This is a genomic window from Paraburkholderia kururiensis JCM 10599 = LMG 19447 (assembly GCF_003986935.1).
Taxonomy (GTDB): domain Bacteria; phylum Pseudomonadota; class Gammaproteobacteria; order Burkholderiales; family Burkholderiaceae; genus Paraburkholderia; species Paraburkholderia kururiensis.
In genome coordinates this window covers 159,090-174,699 of the sequence record NZ_RJZE01000001.1, presented here as the reverse complement: position 1 = coordinate 174,699, position 15,610 = coordinate 159,090, and the positions used below count along the sequence as shown (strand labels likewise).

12 protein-coding genes are annotated in these 15,610 nt (G+C 65.9%); 4 read left to right on the top strand and 8 right to left on the bottom strand.

Going from position 1 to position 15,610, the window contains the following annotated elements; translation table 11 throughout:
- Nucleotides 1-99: 99 nt before the first annotated feature.
- From PKKP23_RS00740 to PKKP23_RS00730, 3 genes are read right to left on the bottom strand one after another with little or no spacing between them, the layout of a single operon-like run.
- Nucleotides 100-1,536: a cytochrome P450 gene (locus tag PKKP23_RS00740; protein ID WP_126875419.1), complete on the bottom strand. Its 1,437-nt coding sequence runs from the start codon at nucleotides 1,534-1,536 to the stop codon at nucleotides 100-102.
- Nucleotides 1,536-2,519, bottom strand: coding sequence for an IclR family transcriptional regulator (locus PKKP23_RS00735; protein WP_240658666.1), 984 nt, complete (start codon nucleotides 2,517-2,519; stop codon nucleotides 1,536-1,538). The genes PKKP23_RS00740 and PKKP23_RS00735 overlap by 1 nt, the downstream gene beginning before the upstream one ends.
- The gene (locus PKKP23_RS00730; protein WP_126875619.1) at nucleotides 2,507-3,388 is read right to left on the bottom strand and encodes an IclR family transcriptional regulator; all 882 of its coding nucleotides are present in this window, start codon (nucleotides 3,386-3,388) and stop codon (nucleotides 2,507-2,509) included. The genes PKKP23_RS00735 and PKKP23_RS00730 overlap by 13 nt, the downstream gene beginning before the upstream one ends.
- Nucleotides 3,389-3,758: 370 nt before the next feature.
- Between PKKP23_RS00730 and PKKP23_RS00725 the strand changes: the two genes are divergently transcribed.
- The 4 genes from PKKP23_RS00725 (at nucleotide 3,759) to PKKP23_RS00710 (ending at nucleotide 8,284) form a co-directional block, all read left to right on the top strand.
- Nucleotides 3,759-4,718 (top strand): MBL fold metallo-hydrolase, encoded by a 960-nt coding sequence (locus PKKP23_RS00725; RefSeq protein WP_017773985.1) that lies wholly within the window; start codon nucleotides 3,759-3,761, stop codon nucleotides 4,716-4,718.
- A gap of 113 nt (nucleotides 4,719-4,831) precedes the next feature.
- A complete protein-coding gene (locus PKKP23_RS00720) occupies nucleotides 4,832-6,571 on the top strand; it encodes an FAD-dependent oxidoreductase (protein WP_126875418.1) in 1,740 nt (579 codons plus the stop codon).
- An 11-nt stretch (nucleotides 6,572-6,582) separates the two neighbouring features.
- The gene (locus PKKP23_RS00715; RefSeq protein WP_017773983.1) at nucleotides 6,583-6,840 is read left to right on the top strand and encodes a DUF2783 domain-containing protein; all 258 of its coding nucleotides are present in this window, start codon (nucleotides 6,583-6,585) and stop codon (nucleotides 6,838-6,840) included.
- A 97-nt stretch (nucleotides 6,841-6,937) separates the two neighbouring features.
- Complete coding sequence (locus PKKP23_RS00710) at nucleotides 6,938-8,284, top strand: MFS transporter (protein ID WP_017773982.1); 1,347 nt, start codon at nucleotides 6,938-6,940, stop codon at nucleotides 8,282-8,284.
- 185 nt (nucleotides 8,285-8,469) lie between these two features.
- On the opposite strand, the gene PKKP23_RS00705 is transcribed toward PKKP23_RS00710, so the two are convergent.
- From PKKP23_RS00705 to PKKP23_RS00685, 5 genes are all read right to left on the bottom strand, one after another.
- Nucleotides 8,470-9,612 (bottom strand): porin, encoded by a 1,143-nt coding sequence (locus PKKP23_RS00705; RefSeq protein ID WP_126875417.1) that lies wholly within the window; start codon nucleotides 9,610-9,612, stop codon nucleotides 8,470-8,472.
- 472 nt (nucleotides 9,613-10,084) lie between these two features.
- The gene (locus PKKP23_RS00700; RefSeq protein ID WP_126875416.1) at nucleotides 10,085-11,056 is read right to left on the bottom strand and encodes a DUF2242 domain-containing protein; all 972 of its coding nucleotides are present in this window, start codon (nucleotides 11,054-11,056) and stop codon (nucleotides 10,085-10,087) included.
- Between the two features lie 104 nt (nucleotides 11,057-11,160).
- Complete coding sequence (locus PKKP23_RS00695) at nucleotides 11,161-11,466, bottom strand: HigA family addiction module antitoxin (RefSeq protein ID WP_017773979.1); 306 nt, start codon at nucleotides 11,464-11,466, stop codon at nucleotides 11,161-11,163.
- 128 nt (nucleotides 11,467-11,594) lie between these two features.
- The gene (locus PKKP23_RS00690; RefSeq protein ID WP_126875415.1) at nucleotides 11,595-12,836 is read right to left on the bottom strand and encodes a polysaccharide pyruvyl transferase family protein; all 1,242 of its coding nucleotides are present in this window, start codon (nucleotides 12,834-12,836) and stop codon (nucleotides 11,595-11,597) included.
- Between the two features lie 62 nt (nucleotides 12,837-12,898).
- Nucleotides 12,899-15,535 (bottom strand): 2-oxoglutarate dehydrogenase E1 component, encoded by a 2,637-nt coding sequence (locus PKKP23_RS00685; RefSeq protein ID WP_126875414.1) that lies wholly within the window; start codon nucleotides 15,533-15,535, stop codon nucleotides 12,899-12,901.
- Between the last annotated feature and the right edge of the window lie 75 nt (nucleotides 15,536-15,610).

Genomic DNA, 15,610 nt, shown 5'->3' with positions numbered 1-15,610 from the left:
ATTTCTCCTGGAAAAGTGCAGACAAGGTGCAGACATCTGACGCCGGAGAGCCAGCAAGCCTTGTTCCCGAGAAAACGTTTCGCTGCGAAGACATCGCAACTATCGCAACGTGAGTTTCACCGGCATCGTGCTGGGCACCATCGTGAAGGCCTGCACTTCGTGAATATTCGCCGGGTCGGTGGCCAGTTCCATTGAGAAGTTCGCCATCAGCATGGAAAGCACGAGGCGCATTTCAACACTCGCGAGGTGCCGGCCCGGGCACACGCGCGGCCCGGCGCCGAACTGCAGATAGGCGCGTACGTCGTGGGCGCCGTGCTCGCCTTTGCGGATCCAGCGGTACGGGGCGTAGCGCTGCGGGTCCACGAAATTCTTCGCGTCGAGCATGGCGGGCCGCGCGAGGAAGAACATGCGCGTGCCCGCAGGCAATTCGACGTCGCCCACGCGCACGTCTTCCAGCGGTTCGAACGAATGCACGGAGGCCACGGGCCGCAGCCGCGTGGCTTCCGTCGCGATGGCTTCGAACAGGTCCAGTTCCTTGAGCGTGGCGTAGTCCGGGCACACCCCGCGTTCGTTGTCTTTGCCGCCCGCGTCGAAGATACGACGCGCGTCCTTGTGCAATTGCGTCTGCAACGCCGGGTCTTCGGCGAGGTACGGCAGCGTCCACGCGATGGAATCCGCCGTGGTGTCTTCGCCCGCCAGCAGCAGCGTGAGTACGTTGGCGGCGATCTGGTCGTCGGTGAGTATGGAGCCCGGTTCGTCGCGCATGGCGAGCATCGCTTCGAGCAGATTGCGGGGCGTCTCCGAGGGCTCGTCGCGCATGCGGTCGCGGGCGCGCTGCATCATCTCGCGCACGTAGCGGTGCACTTCGGCGAGCGCGTGGTCCACCTTGCGGTCGCGCGGCAGCTTCACGTAGCGCCAGTACGGAAAGAGCGCGTTGATGCGCGCCATCACCGTGGGCAGGATCAGTTCGAGATGCTCCTGAATCACGCCGTGCTCTTTTTCCAGCGTGCGCGGGTCTTCGCCGAAGGCGAGTGCGCTCGTGACGTCCACGGTGAAGCGCTTCAGGTCTTCGGTCATCTCCACCGTTTCGCCGCGTTGCGCGGCGCGTAGCCAGCGCTGCCGCAGGCGCTCGGTGATCTCCGCGAGCGTCGGGTAGAACGCGCGGACGTTCGGAATGGAGAGCGCCTGCATGACCAGCCTGCGCTGCGGCTCCCACGCGGCGCCTTCCGCGGAAAAGAGGCCGTTGCAGCCCATTTCCTCGAGCACCGCTTCAATGGGCTGATAGCGGCGGTAGCGGTGCGGCCGCTCGCGCATGATGGACTGGATCAGTTCGGTATCGGTCCACACCGTGATGGGGATGTTGCCCACCTGGAAGCGGAACGGCGCGCCCAGTTCTTCGGCCCAGCGTTCGAGAATCAGATGCAGCCGCGCGGGCGAAAGCTGGAGCAGATTGCCGACGAGCGGCAGACCCTTCGGGCAGGGCAGGTCGGCGACCTGGCGCCACGACGTGCGAGGTTCGGCTGCGGCGTTCATCATCACTCTCCTGGTTGTTCGCGAACGGAGGCTTCGCGTGCGGCTTGCATGTCGATGTAGCCGAAGCGCCGCGAGAGCCGCTGCGTGGCGGCGCAGAGCGTATGCGCCGGGTTGCCCGTGAGCGCGGCATCGAAGGCACCCGACGGACCCATGAGCGCGACCACGAGGCACACGCTGCCGGTGTGGTCGAAGACGGGCGCGGCCACCGTGCTGATGCCGGGAATGGGCTTATCGATGGCGGTATCCGCGCCGTTCGTGCGGATTTGCGTAAGGACTTCCGTGTAGTGCGGCGTGGTTTGCAGCGCAGCCGTGGTTGTGGCCGTGTCTGTGGCCGCATTGGTGACCACCTCGCCCGCGAGCCGCAGATCGTCTTGCGGCAGAAGCTGGGCCAGCACGTCGTCGTCGAGATACGCCGCGAACACGCGACCAATGGCCGTGTTCACGAGCGACATCACCGTGCCTGGGCGCAGGCTCACGTGCAATGGCCGCGGCGATTCCTCGAGCCGCACCACCGTAGGCCCGAGCGGCCCGAGCACGGCCATCGCGACGCTCATGCCGGTGGATGCGGCAAGCGCCACGATCTCCGCTTCGGCCTCGCGCGGCGGCGAAAGCCTCGCCAGCGCGATCAACCCCAGTTCCAGGCCCAGTGGTCCCGCCTCGAAGCGCCCGGCGCTGTCGCGGCTCAGCAGGCCGATCTTCTGCAGGCTCACCAGATGCGGAAACGCTTTCGCTGGCGGCATGCCGGCCGCGGCCGCGAGGTCGCGTAGCGTGAGCGGCGTGTTGGCCGCAACGAGTGCCGCGAGCAACTCGCCGGTGTTGTCGAGCGATTGAATGCCGCGTTGCTGTCTGGTTTCCACGGTTTCAGCCGTTGCCACGACTTTCGCCGTTTCGTCGATGCCGGCGCGCGGCTTCTTGCGGGCTGTGGTCGCTGCGCCACCGCGTGTGGCATCGCCATGGGCGGCGTTGGGCGGCATTACGCGACGCATGATGTGTCGACGGACGAAGATTGAAGCGCGGCGCCAATTTCCAGCGCGGCGGCCCGCATGGCGCGCGCAACGGGGCCGTTCCATTTGACGTCGATAGCGCCCGTTGCGCCGATGGCGGTAAGCGCGAGGCAAAGCTGGTTATGCGCATCGAACACGGGCACGCAGAGGCTGCTCACGCCAGGCGTGGGCGCATTGACGCCGCGCTCCATGCCGCGTGCGCGAATGCTTTCCAGCAGGGCTTCGAATGCGGTCTGCACATCTTGTTCGGTGCTGTCGCTGCGCTGTGCTGCACTCGAACCTTCGGCGGATGCGGACTGGCTCGCCCACATCGGTTGCAGGCGTTCGGGCGGCAGGAAGGCGCAGAAGACGCGGCCCGTCGACGTACCCGGCAGCGACATTACCGTGCCCACATGCAGGTTCACATGCAGCGGCAAACCGCCATGCTCGTAGCGCACGATGGTGGGCCCCTGCGGACCCGCGATGCAGATTGCCACGCTAAAGCCCGTTTCCTGCGCGAGCGCGGCGGCATGCGGCACGGCGGCGCGAAACGCGGGCTGATGTTCGAGATGCAGCAGCCCCAGTCGCAACGCGAGCGGCCCCGGCTCGTAGCGGCCCGACAGCTCGTCGCGCTTGATGAGCCCGAGACGCGTGAGGCTCACCAGATACGCGTGGGCCTGGCCCGGCGGCAGGTCGCCGCTTGCCGCGAGGTCCGAGAGCGCAAGCGGTCCGCGCGCGTCCGCGAGCGCACGCAGCAGCCGGCCGCCTACCTCGACGCTCTGAATGCCGCGTTGCGTGCGGCTCGCCGATGCCGATGCGGGGGCAGACGCGGCGTTATCCGCAAGGCGTTCGTGCCCCGCATCGTCGCGCACTTTGCCGCGTGCCTGCGCCGTCGCGTTCCTGGCTGGTCTCGTCACGCCGTTTCCGTCCGCTGGAAGAAAAGGTCTCATGTTAACCGAAGGTTTCGGGGTTTCCCGCATGCCGGCGGGCGCCGTAGGGCTGCTGTAGTGCGGTCCGCGGCACCGCGTCTGGAGATTAGCGTATAGCAACAACATTCGTTATTGACAAATAACAAGGCGACGTCCTATGATGGATTCACCCCGACACAACAGCCACTCAACCAGTCCAAGCGGGGCGAGACATTCCCGTCATGCCGGCGCGGCGCTGCCCGCGCGCGCTCATCGGTGTGCTGCGTTGCGGCACGGCCTCTCGCCTCGTTCACGACTTTCACGGAGACAGACGATGGCAAAGGCATTCGCTTCGCAGGCCGACCTGGAGCAGAAGCAGATCACCTTCACGCAGCTTTCTGAAAACGCCTGGGCCTACACGGCCGAAGGCGACCCGAACTCGGGCGTGATCGTCGGCGACGACGGCGTGCTGATCGTGGACACCACGGCCACGCCCGCGATGGCGCAAGACCTCATCGCGAAGATCCGCACCATTACCGACAAGCCCATCAAATACGTCGTGCTCTCGCACTATCACGCGGTGCGCGTGCTGGGTGCTTCGGCGTATTTCGCCGAGGGCGCGCAGCAGATCATCGCAAGCCGCGGCACCTACGAAATGATCGTGGAGCGCGGCGAGGCGGACATGAAGTCGGAGATCGAGCGCTTTCCGCGTCTCTTTGCCGGTGTCGAAACGGTGCCGGGCCTCACGTGGCCCACGCTCGTGTTCGAGCGCGAAATCACGCTGTTTCTCGGCAAGCTCGAAGTGCGCATCGCGCACCTGGGCGCGGGTCACACGAAGGGCGATACGGTGGTGTGGCTGCCCTCGCAGAAGGTGCTGTTCTCGGGCGACCTCGTGGAATACGACGCGGCCTGCTACTGCGGCGACGCGCAACTCGCGCAGTGGCCCGCCACGCTCGAAGCACTGCGTGCGCTCGGCGCGGAAAAGCTCGTGCCGGGCCGCGGGCCCGCGCTCACCACGCCCGAAGACGTGAACAAGGGGCTCGACTACACGAAGGACTTCGTGACCACGCTGCTCGCGCAAGGCCGCGCGGCAGTGGCGAAGCAGATGGACCTCAAGGGCGCGATGGCGCTCACGCGTGAAGCGATGGACCCGAAGTTCGGCAGCGTGTTCATCTACGAGCACTGCCTGCCGTTCGACGTGACGCGCGCCTACGACGAGGCGAGCGGCATCGAGCATCCGCGCATCTGGACCGCCGAGCGCGATAAGGAAATGTGGAAGGCATTGCAGGGCTAAGACCGGCGCGCGAACAACGGCCTCGCGCGCGGCTGGCCCGCGCCAGAAGACATCGCACCGCAACGCGAGGCAAAGCGAAAAAAGCGCGAGGAAGAGAAGGGTGGAGACGAAACATGATCAACTATCAGACGCTGTCGTTCGAGTACAAGCCATGTGCCGAACTACAGCCAGGCAGTGAAGCGAACGTGCATCCGGTGGTGGTCGTGGGTGCGGGGCCCATCGGGCTTGCCACGGCCATCGACCTCGCGCAGCGCGGCGTGCCGGTCGTCGTGCTGGACGACGACTGCACGCTCTCCACGGGCTCGCGGGCCATCTGCTTTTCAAAGCGCACGCTCGACATCTTCGACCGTCTGGGCTGCGCCGAGCGCATGGTCGAAAAGGGCGTGAGCTGGAACGTGGGCAAGGTCTTTCTCAAAGACGAACTGGTCTACACGTTCAATCTGCTGCCCGAAAGCGGCCACCATCGGCCGGCGTTCATCAACTTGCAGCAGTACTACCTGGAAGGCTTTCTCGTGGAACGCGCGCAGGCGTTCGAGCAAATCGATCTGCGCTGGAAGAGCCGCGTGACGGGCATCGAACAACACGGCACGCCGGGCTCGCCGGATGCCGGCGCGACGCTCACCGTGGAAACGCCCGACGGCACTTACACGCTGCGTGCGCGCTACGTCGTGGCGGCCGATGGCTCGCGCAGCCCGGTGCGCAAGCTCATGGGTCTGGACAGCCACGGCCGCACGTTCAAGGATCGCTTCCTGATTGCCGACGTGAAGATGGAAGCCGACTTCCCCACGGAACGCTGGTTCTGGTTCGATCCGCCGTTTCATCCGAACCAGTCGGTGCTGCTGCATCGGCAGCCCGACAACGTCTGGCGCATCGACTTCCAGCTGGGCTGGGACGCGGACCCGGTGCTCGAAAAAACGCCGGAGCGCGTGATTCCGCGCGTGCGCGCACTGCTCGGTCCCGATGCGAAGTTCGAACTGGAATGGGTGAGCGTCTACACGTTTTCGTGCCTGCGCATGGACAGCTTCCGTCACGGCCAGGTGCTGTTTGCGGGTGATTCGGCACACGGCGTGTCGCCGTTCGGCGCGCGCGGCGCGAACAGCGGCGTGCAGGACGCGGAAAACCTCGCATGGAAGCTCGCGATGGTGCTGGAAGGGCGCGCCACGGACGCGCTGCTCGACACCTACGCCCGCGAACGCGAATACGCGGCGGACGAGAACATCCGCAACTCGACGCGCTCCACCGACTTCATCACGCCGAAGAGCGCCGTGAGTCGCGTGTTCCGCGACGCGGTGCTCACGCTGGCGCGCGACCACGCGTTTGCGCGCCAACTCGTGAACAGCGGACGGCTCTCGGTGCCCGCGGTGCTGCACGAGTCGGTGCTCAATACGCCGGATGTCGAGCGCTTCGCCGGCCAGATGATGCCGGGCGCCGCATGCTGTGATGCGCCGGTGCAGGTGTGCGGCGAATCTTCCTCGGCGGCAGAGGTAAAGGGCGCGTCTGCATGGTTGCTGCACTGGCTTGGAGAGTCGTTCACGGGGCTGCTGTTCTGCGGTGGTGTTGATCGTCTCGACGCGCAGACGCAGGCAGCGCTGCAACGCATCGAACAAGGCGCAGTGCCGACGAAGATCGTCGCTGTGGTGAGCGATGGCGCGAACGTGCCCGAAGGCTTGCCGTCATCGGCCATTGTTTTGCGCGACGTGGAAGGCCTTGCGGCTGCACGTTACGACGCGACACCTGGCGCGTTCTATCTGATTCGCCCTGACCAGCACGTCTGCGCACGCTGGCGGCACACGGATGCGGACCGCGTGGAAAGCGCCCTGAAACGCGCACTGTGCGTGGCCGGCACGGCATAAGGAGGAGACAGATGACACTCAACACTCAACCGAACCTCGCGCGCCCCGACGATTTCTACGAGGCACTGATCGAGATGCATCGCGATCTGGACGACGCGCAGAGCCAGTCGGCCAACGCGCAATTGATCCTGCTGCTCGCCAATCACATCGGCGATTACGAGACGTTGACCGAAGCCATGCGTATCGCGCGCGAAGGTGCGCTGGCGCAGCGGCGCCCCGGTTGCGAGCCGCCGCAGGCGCCCTCCGTGCCGCATCCCATGGCGGCCTGACCCCAGACACAACCGCATTGCCCACGACCAGCGGCGCACCAGACGCCGCATCGAGACAAACCCGGCTCCGGGTTCATCCCTGTTTGGAGAGAGACACATGCCTCAATCGATTGCATCGGACCTCGGGTCCGAGGGAAGCGCGTCGCCCGGCGTCGCGCAGCCCGCCGCTCATGCCCACGACGATGCGCTGTACAGGAAGGTCTCGTGGCACATCGTGCCGTTCCTGTTCGTCTGCTATGTCGTGTCGTTTCTGGATCGCATCAACATCGGCTTTGCGCAGTTGCAGATGAAGCACGACCTGGGCTTCAGCGACGCCATGTATGGCCTGGGCGCAGCGGTCTTCTACGTGGGCTACGTGCTGTGCGAGGTGCCGGGCAACATGCTGCTCGCGCGCTTCGGCGCACGGCGCACGTTCACGCGGATCATGCTGCTGTGGGGGCTCGCCTCCACGGCCATGATGTTCGTTTCCACGCCCACGCATTTCTACGTGCTGCGCTTCGCGCTGGGCGTCTTCGAGGCAGGCTTCTTTCCTGGCATCGTGCTGTATCTCACCTACTGGTATCCCGCGCGTCGGCGGGCAGCCGTGCTCTCCGTGTTCTTTGCGGGCGTGGCCGTGGCGGGCGTGCTGGGCGGGCTCTTCTCAGGCTGGATCATGCGCGACATGAGCGGCACGCTGGGCCTTGAAGGCTGGCGATGGATGTTCGCCATCGAAGGCGTGCCCGCCGTATTGCTGGGCTTGATGGCGGCTTGGTGGCTCGTCGACGGACCGCAGGCCGCGCGCTGGCTCACCGCGAGCGAGAAGGCTTATCTCATCGCACAGCGCGATGCGGACCATCGCGCGGCAGGCCACGCTCATTCGTCGCGCTCGTTCGCCGATGCGCTGCGCAACCCGCGCGTGTACCTCTTTGCGTTCATCTACTTTTCGCTGACGTGCGCATCGCTCACGCTCAATTTCTGGATGCCGCTGATGATCCGCGACTTCGGCGTGCACGACGTGCTGTGGATCAGCCTCTACACCGTGATTCCGAACGCTGTCGGCGCAGTGGGGCTCATGCTCATCGCGCGTCGTTCCGACCGTCGCGGCGAACGACGTTGGCACTTTGCGACGTGCACCGTGGGCGGCGGCATCGCGCTGGCGCTGCTCACGCTGCATCTCTCGAGCCTCGCTGCGATGCTCGCGATTCTTTCTGTTGCTGCGGTGCTGATCTTCGCGGCGCTGCCTATCTTCTGGACCGTGCCGCCCACGTGGCTCTCGGGCAATGCTGCGGCCTCCGGCATTGCGATGATCAGCAGCATCGGCATTACGAGCGGCATCGTGAGTCCGTGGGCCATTGGGCTCATCAAGACGCACACGGGCAGCATGGACAACGCGTTGTATCTGCTGGCGCTGCTGCTGTTTGCGAGCGGGGTGGCGTTGCTGGTGGGCGTGCGGGCGGAGGATTGATTCGCGGTGCGCGTTTGGCACGGCGCGATTGATCTGCACAACACGCTGCATCAAGAAAAAGGGCGAGGTCCGGTTATCCGGACTTCGCCCTTCCTGCTTGCTACGGCTTCTCGCGTCCGATGAGCCGGGATTCAAAGCCTCAATACTTCAAAGCTCCAGCGCCTCGACCCTCAAACGCATAACGCTCAGAACCGGTGACGCAGCCCCACCGTCACGGCGACCTGCTGGTTCGTGTCCGACGTCGAGAGGCCGTTGATCACTGCGTGGATGCTGCTGTTACCCGTGTCGCTCACGTGCTGGTACACGCCTTCCAGGTACACGTCCGTGCGCTTCGAGAGCGCATAGTCGGTCTGCAGCGTGAACTGGTTCCACTTCGGGCTCACGCCTGCGATGCGGCTGTCCGTGTACGTGTACGCGCCCGAGACCGACAGGGCCGGCGTGAGCTGATAGCGGCCGTTCAGTTCGTAGTTGTTGAAGCGTGCGCTGCCGCTTGCGAGCGTGAGACCGCTCGACGTGCCCGATGCCGACGAGCCGATGCCCGTCAGGCTGCTCAGGTGCGTCTGCGTGACGAGCAGGCCGACGGTTGCGCCGCCGAAGCCGTAGTTCGCGCCCACGCCCCACGTGCGCTGGGTTTTGGCCGTGAACGTCGCGTCGTCGCTGACGGCGCCGCTCGAATTGAGCGAGGTGCCGCTGTTGTTGAGTTGCAGATAGCCGGCCGCAACGTTGAGCGAGTTCCAGTTGTACGAGACGCCGAGGCTATACGCGCGGTTGGTGGCGAACCCGCCCGCATCGTTCGAGAAGCCGTACAGACCGCCGAACTTCAGGCCGCCGTAGTTCACGCTCTGGTACTTCACCGAGTTGCTGACGCGGAACGAGTTGTCGAGGTTGTCGTTATCGAACGGGTGCGCAGCCTGGGTGCCGCCGTAGCCCGTGCCGGTGAGGGCGAGCGGGCCGAGGTAGTCGACCACGGAATCGTACTGGCGGCCCAGCGTGAGCGCGCCGTATTGCGAGCTGGCGAGACCCACGAATGCCTGGCGACCGAATTCGCGACTGCCTTGACCGAGTTTGCCGTTGGCGATGCTGAAGCCGTTTTCGAGGGTGAACACGGCCTTGAGGCCGCCGCCCAGGTCTTCGGCGCCACGCAGACCCCAGCGGCTGCCGTTCACCGCGCCGCTCGTTTCTTGAACGTTGCTGTGGCCACCCTGATTGTTCGTGTACGTGATGCCCGCATCGATCAGGCCGTACAACGTCACGCTGCTTTGTGCGTGGGCCGTTCCCGCGAGCGCGAGCGCCGCGGTTGCGCTGAGCGAGATGAGTGTCTTTTTCATCGAAACTTCTCCGAAGATCGTTTGCTTGAGTGCTGAATGAGAGGCGACGAGAGCGGGTCCGCGCTGCAGACCGGCCATGCGTTGCGTATCCGGCGACCGTCTTCTGCGGACCGCCAGGCCGCGATTAAAGCGCATTGGCTGCGCGGCGCTGTCGGTTTTCGACAACGCGCGCGATTACGGCGCGTTTCGCGGCGCGGCGCGTGTAATGAGGCGCGGCGGCGGGACGTAATCGATGAGGAGAGGGGATTGCTGAACTGGCGTGGTGTGCGTTTCGCCCCTTGCTGCAGGGGCTAAACGCGCGTGCGCCGAAGTGTGTGTGAAAGCGCTGGCGCGGTGAGGGGCACGTGCGGCGCGCACGACTTGCGTCGTGCTTGTGCATGACTTCCGTTACTGGCCGTCGTGCGAGGAAAGATTTGTGAAGAGTGTGAGCGGGATGGTCAGGCGCGTGGCGCTACCCATCCTCTCGCGCGGCTCACTGATTGGCTGCTGGCGCGGCCGGTGCAAGGGGGACGGCGGCGGGTGTAGCGGTGGCGGCGGCCGTGGAATTCGTTGTGGCGGATACGCCCATGAGTGCCGCCGCGGTCGCGATGGAACTCGTGGTGGCGGTGTTGCCGCTGTTGGCAACGTGGGTCGCTACGTCGTTTGCCGCATGCGTGTTGCTCGTCGCGACCGAGGTCGAACCGGGCACCGTCACGTTCGCCGGCGCGCTACCGCTTGCCGCTGCCTGCGTTGCAGAGACGCTGCCGGGCGCGGTCGTCTCGACACTCGCTGCTGCGGCCTTCGCTGCGCTTGCCGCGACGGGAGCGGCGACAGCGGCGACGGGGATCGCAGCAGGCGCCGTCACATGCTGCACGAGGGGCGGCGGCAGTGGCGTGACGTCGATTGCGCCGCCCGGCACCGGCGTGGACTGCGCCTCGCTGTGCAGATAGCGGCTCACGAGGTCGAAGAAGCGGTCGTAGAACGTGCCTGACTGAATCGTTTCGCTCGACACCTTCACCATGGCGTCGTTGTTCGAGCGGATAGGCAGCGAGAGCGAACCCAGAATGGAAAGCCCGACGCTTGCCGACGTATCGCTCTTCTTCATTTCGTAGCCGTTCTGCACCGCGTTCGCGTAGACCACGCTCGTATTGGCCGCGTCGCCTTGCGTGCAGACCACGTGGAATTCGATGACCACGTGCGAATCGCTGGCGGGCTGGAAGTTCTTCGTCGCGTCCACGGTGTCCGGGCGCGTCATGGTGGTCATGTAGCCCTGGCTCAGCAGCGCGCGGCGCGCGGCTTCGCAGGTGCGCGCGTTGTCGTTGTCGAAGTTGTGCAGATACGGGCTCGTGCCCGAGTTGAACAACTCTTCGTCCTGGAACTTCTTCTGTGGCGTGGACGAGCACGCGGCCAGCACGGCCAGAAGCGGCAGGAGAAGGAAGGAAGACGCTCGGAAAAACGGGGACATGGTGTGGGAGACCTGCAAGACACATCAGACGGCATGCATTGTAGTGCAGGTGCAGCAAACGCGACGGCAAAGGCCTGGCGGCGCGAATCGCGCGGACCCGCGCGCTAGAACAACGCGCCTTGCTGCTCCGGCACCATCGGCGTGACGTTCAGTTCATCCAGCCGCAGCCGGGCCCGCGCAAGATCGTGAAGCAACTGCCGTTGCAGCCACGTTTCGGCGCCGCCGCCGAACGCCTTGTCGAGCCGCAGCGCCATTTCGGGGGAGATGCCGGCTTTGCCGCTCAGCAGATTGGTGAGCGCCTGGCGGCTCACGCCCAGCACCTCGGCGCAGCGCGTCACGCTCAGATTGAAGCGTTCGAGGCAGTTCTGACGGACGAGAACGCCGGGGTGGATGAATTCGCGATCGGACATGGTCGGCAACGATATCGGCGAAAAGGACGGTCGTCAACCGACAAGCGCCGCTTGTCGTATGGCCGCCACGCCTTGCGGGGCGTGAGTCCTGGCGAGGGGCTGCGTGCTTATTGAAACGCTCGATCGGATCAGCCAAGGCCCAGGCGGACGGGCTCGAATCCTTCGCGGTAACGGCGGGCGAGGTCCGCGGCGGTGTCGCGCAGCAGGCTGGCGGGCGCGGTCAGCGCGTGGCCGATGCCGTCGGCCATTTCGTTGATGCCCACTGCGGCCGGCGCAATTTCCTCGGGCTCCCAGGTCGCTGCGTAAGCCGTCTGCTTGGTTGTCGATTCCCTGGCCGAAGCGCGTTGCAGATTGACGCGGGGAAGCGCGAACGCCATGGCCACGATCCTGCCGTGCAGGCTGCTGCCGCAATACACGCGGCTCTTCGCAATCAGCGCGCAGATGTCCCACACGTTCAACGACGCAAAGACGCTGACCGACGTCGCGGCGCTCAGTCGCGAGGCCAGCCGTTCGTAGCAGGCGGCGTCGTCATGCCACGGCGCGGCGCCCGCGCGAAACAGCACCACGCCAAGGCCCGTACGGCGCGCCATGCAGTCGATTTCACGGGCGAGTGTATCGAGCGTCGCGTCGTCGCCGAAGTCGGCACTGAACTGCACGGCGGCGTAGCCGTGCGGGAAGGCGGCGTGAAGCGCCTTCAGCATGCTGCCGGCTGCGCGGCGGCGAATCGTTTTGCCGAACAGCTCGGCCACCATCACGGCCGGGTCGGGCACGAGCCGCGCCTTGATGCCGTGGGCCTGCAAGACGGCGTGCGTCTGATGGTCGCGCACGCTCACGTCGTTTGCGTCTTGAAGACTGGCGAGCACTTCGGCGCGCAATGCCGGATCGCGCGACGCCAGATCGGCGCCGCCCACGGCATTGAAGATCACGCGATTCAGGTCGCGCTCGCCAGGGCCGCCCAGCGACGCCCGCGAGAGCACATAAGGTGCGAGCGCGGCCACGCCGAACCGGCGTTGTGCCCATTCGCGTCCGTCTTGCTTCCAGGCGTCTTCGCTCGCGAGCGTGGCTTGCAGGTCGTGCGGCGGCGCGAGCATGACGGCCGCCTCCCATGCATTGCACGCGAGCAACTCGCCGCCCGCGTGAATCACATCCGGCGCGCGTCCCTTCAACGTGGCGAGCAGCAGACCGATCGCGTGGACGTAATGACCGCCGTACTCACGCAAATCGCGGTCGGCGAGACCCGCGAAGTGCACGTCGCGACCCGGCAGCATGCGTTGGGCGACATGCGCAAACAGCAGGTCGCCGAAGTTGTGTCGATCGAAGGCGCCGAACACGATGGTCGGCGCGGGCTGCCGGTTTGCGCTGCGCGACATGCGGGAAGAGGCGACGGCGCGCGGGCAGGCCGCGCGCCGCATGAGTGGCGTGGAAGGCCATGCTACCCGATGAGTGCGTCCTCCACGGTGCGCAGCGCCTCGGTCACGAGACGCTGTTGCTCCTCGCGGTGCGGCCGCATCGACGAATGCGCGCCTGCCGCAGTCGCCGTGCGGCACACGTCGCGCAAACGGCAGCCTGCGGGCAATTCGCGCAATAGGCGCAATACGCGCTCCAGGTCTTCGCGCACGGAACGCCACGCGCCCTGGTTGCGGTCCTCTTCCTGCGCCCAGACAACTTCCGTGAGGTTCGCGAATTTCGCCAGCTCGCTCGCGAGTTCAGCGTGCGGAAACGGATACAGCTGTTCGACGCGGATCAGCGCGACCGTGGCATCGTGCGCCTCGTTGCGCGCGCGCTGCAGTTCGTAGAAAAGCTTGCCGCTGCACAGCACGGCGCGCGTCACGGCGTGGGCGTCCGTAATCTCCGTATCGCCTATCACCGGCTGGAACGCGCCCTCCACGAACTGTTCGAGCCGCGCATGCGAGGCCGGATTGCCATAGAGCTGTCCCTTCGGCGACATCACGATAAGCGGCACGGACCGCTGCGCCATGGCCTGCTCGCGCAGCAGATGGAACCATTGCGCCGACGTTGACGGCACCGCCACGCGCAGATTGCCGCCCGCGCACAGTTGCAGGAAGCGTCCCAGATAGCCGTTCGAATGCTCCGGTCCCACGCCTTCGTGGCCGTGCGGCAGCAGCACCGCGAGCGCGGACTGGTAGCCCCATTTGTACTCGCCAGCCGCAATGTACTGATCGATGAAGACCTGCGCACCGTTCGCGAAGTCGCCGAACTGCGCTTCCCAGATCGTGAGCCGGCGCTTCGCCTGCACGCTGTAGCCGTACTCGAAACCGAGCACGGCTTCTTCGGTGAGCGGCGAGTTCACGATATCGAACGCGCCTTGCCGTTCGCCGATGTGCTGGAGCGGCACATGCACGCCGCCCATGCCCGGCAGTGCGGCCTGGGCGTGCCACACGGCATGCCGATGCATGAAGGTGCCGCGGCCCACGTCCATGCCCGAGAGGCGAATGCCGTGGCCGTCTTCGAGCAGCGTGGCGTAGGCGAGGTTTTCGGCGAAGGTCCAGTCTGCGGCATTGCTTTCGCTTGCGACCGTGGCTTGCCAGCGCGCCGCGATATTGCGCACGAATTCGTGCAGCCGGAAGCCGGCGGGGGCGCGGGTGAGCGTCTTCGTCAACGACTGAAGGCGCGCGAGCGAGACGGGTTGGAACGACGTACGCGGCGCGCGGTGTGCCATAGCGTCAGCCGCAGCCGCACGATCGCTTTCCGGCTGCTGCGCCTCCAGCTTTCGCAGCGCTTCGTCGCGCAGCGCGTCGAGTGGCGTGGCGAGCGCGAGCGCGTCGTGATACAGCTCTGTCACCGTGGGATGCACGCCCACCGCGGCCTGCGTGAGCGGCTGCGTGATGGCGGGAATGTCGTGCTCGGAGTGACCGAGGCGCCGGTAGCCGATCAGGTCGACGACGATGTCCGCGCCGTGCTTCATGCGGTAGTCGAACGCGATACGCGCAGCACGCAGCACGTCTTCGGGATGGTCGGCGTTCACGTGGATCACGGGCGCGTCGATCATGCGCGCGATGTCTGTGCACCAGGTCTGCTCGCAGACATCCATGAGGTTCGGCGTGGTGAAACCGATCTGGTTGTTCACGATGACGTGAATGGTGCCGCCCAGCGCGTAGCCGCTCTTGCGCGTGAGGTTCAGCGTTTCCATCACGATGCCCTGGCCCGCGAACGCGGCGTCGCCATGCACGACCACAGGCACGCAGCCCGCACCCTGATGCTCGTCCTGCCACGCGCGCGCCATGCCGCTCACCACCGGATACACGCTTTGCAGATGCGACGGGTTGTGCGCGAGGAACACGTCCACGTTGCCGTGGCGCGTTGCTTTGCGCGCCGTGCTGCCCAGGTGGTAGGCGAGATCGGTCAGCGTGGCCGCGACGTCGGACTCGGAGTCGAGGCACGCCAGCATCTTCTCCGCCGGAAAACCCAGCACGTTGACGAGCGTATTCAGGCGCCCGCGATGCGGCATGCCGAGGAACATCTGCTGCACGCCGTGGCTGCCGGCGTGCTCGATCAGCGCGTCGACGAGCGGAATGAGGCTCTCGCAGCCTTCCAGCGAAAAGCGCTTTGCGTGTTCGTTGCGCGCGGCGACGAGGCGTTCCCACATCTCCGCTTCCACGAGGCGGCGCAGCAGCGCTTCGCCTGCTTTGCCCTGCTCCGGCGCGGCGCGCGGATACAGCAGCTCCGCCTCCATGCGCGAGAAGAGCCAGCGGCGGCGCGCTTCGCTGCGCATGCCGCTCGTGTCCAGCCCGAGCGCGCCGCAGTAGACGCGCTTGAGTTGCCGCTCGAGTTCTTCGACGGTGACGGCGGCCGGAAAACCGTCCTTGTCCGAAGGCCGGATCTGGTCGGGGTCGAGCCCATGAAAGGCGGGCGTGAGTTCAGGCACGTCCGCGCGAGGGGCGAGGTCGAGCGGATCGAGGTTGGCGATGCGGTAGCCCTCGTGGCGGTGCGCCTCGATGAACCGCGCAATCTGCAATGCGGGAACGGCCGCAGCGGCCGCGGCATGCTGGGCCGACGAGCCGAAAGAAAACCGCGGAACGGCAACGTGATCGGAATAGTCGTTGGACATGTCTGGTAGGCACTCGAGAGAAACCGTTGATCGGATCTCGTCGTCTGCACCAGAGTCACACGTCCGGTCCGTACG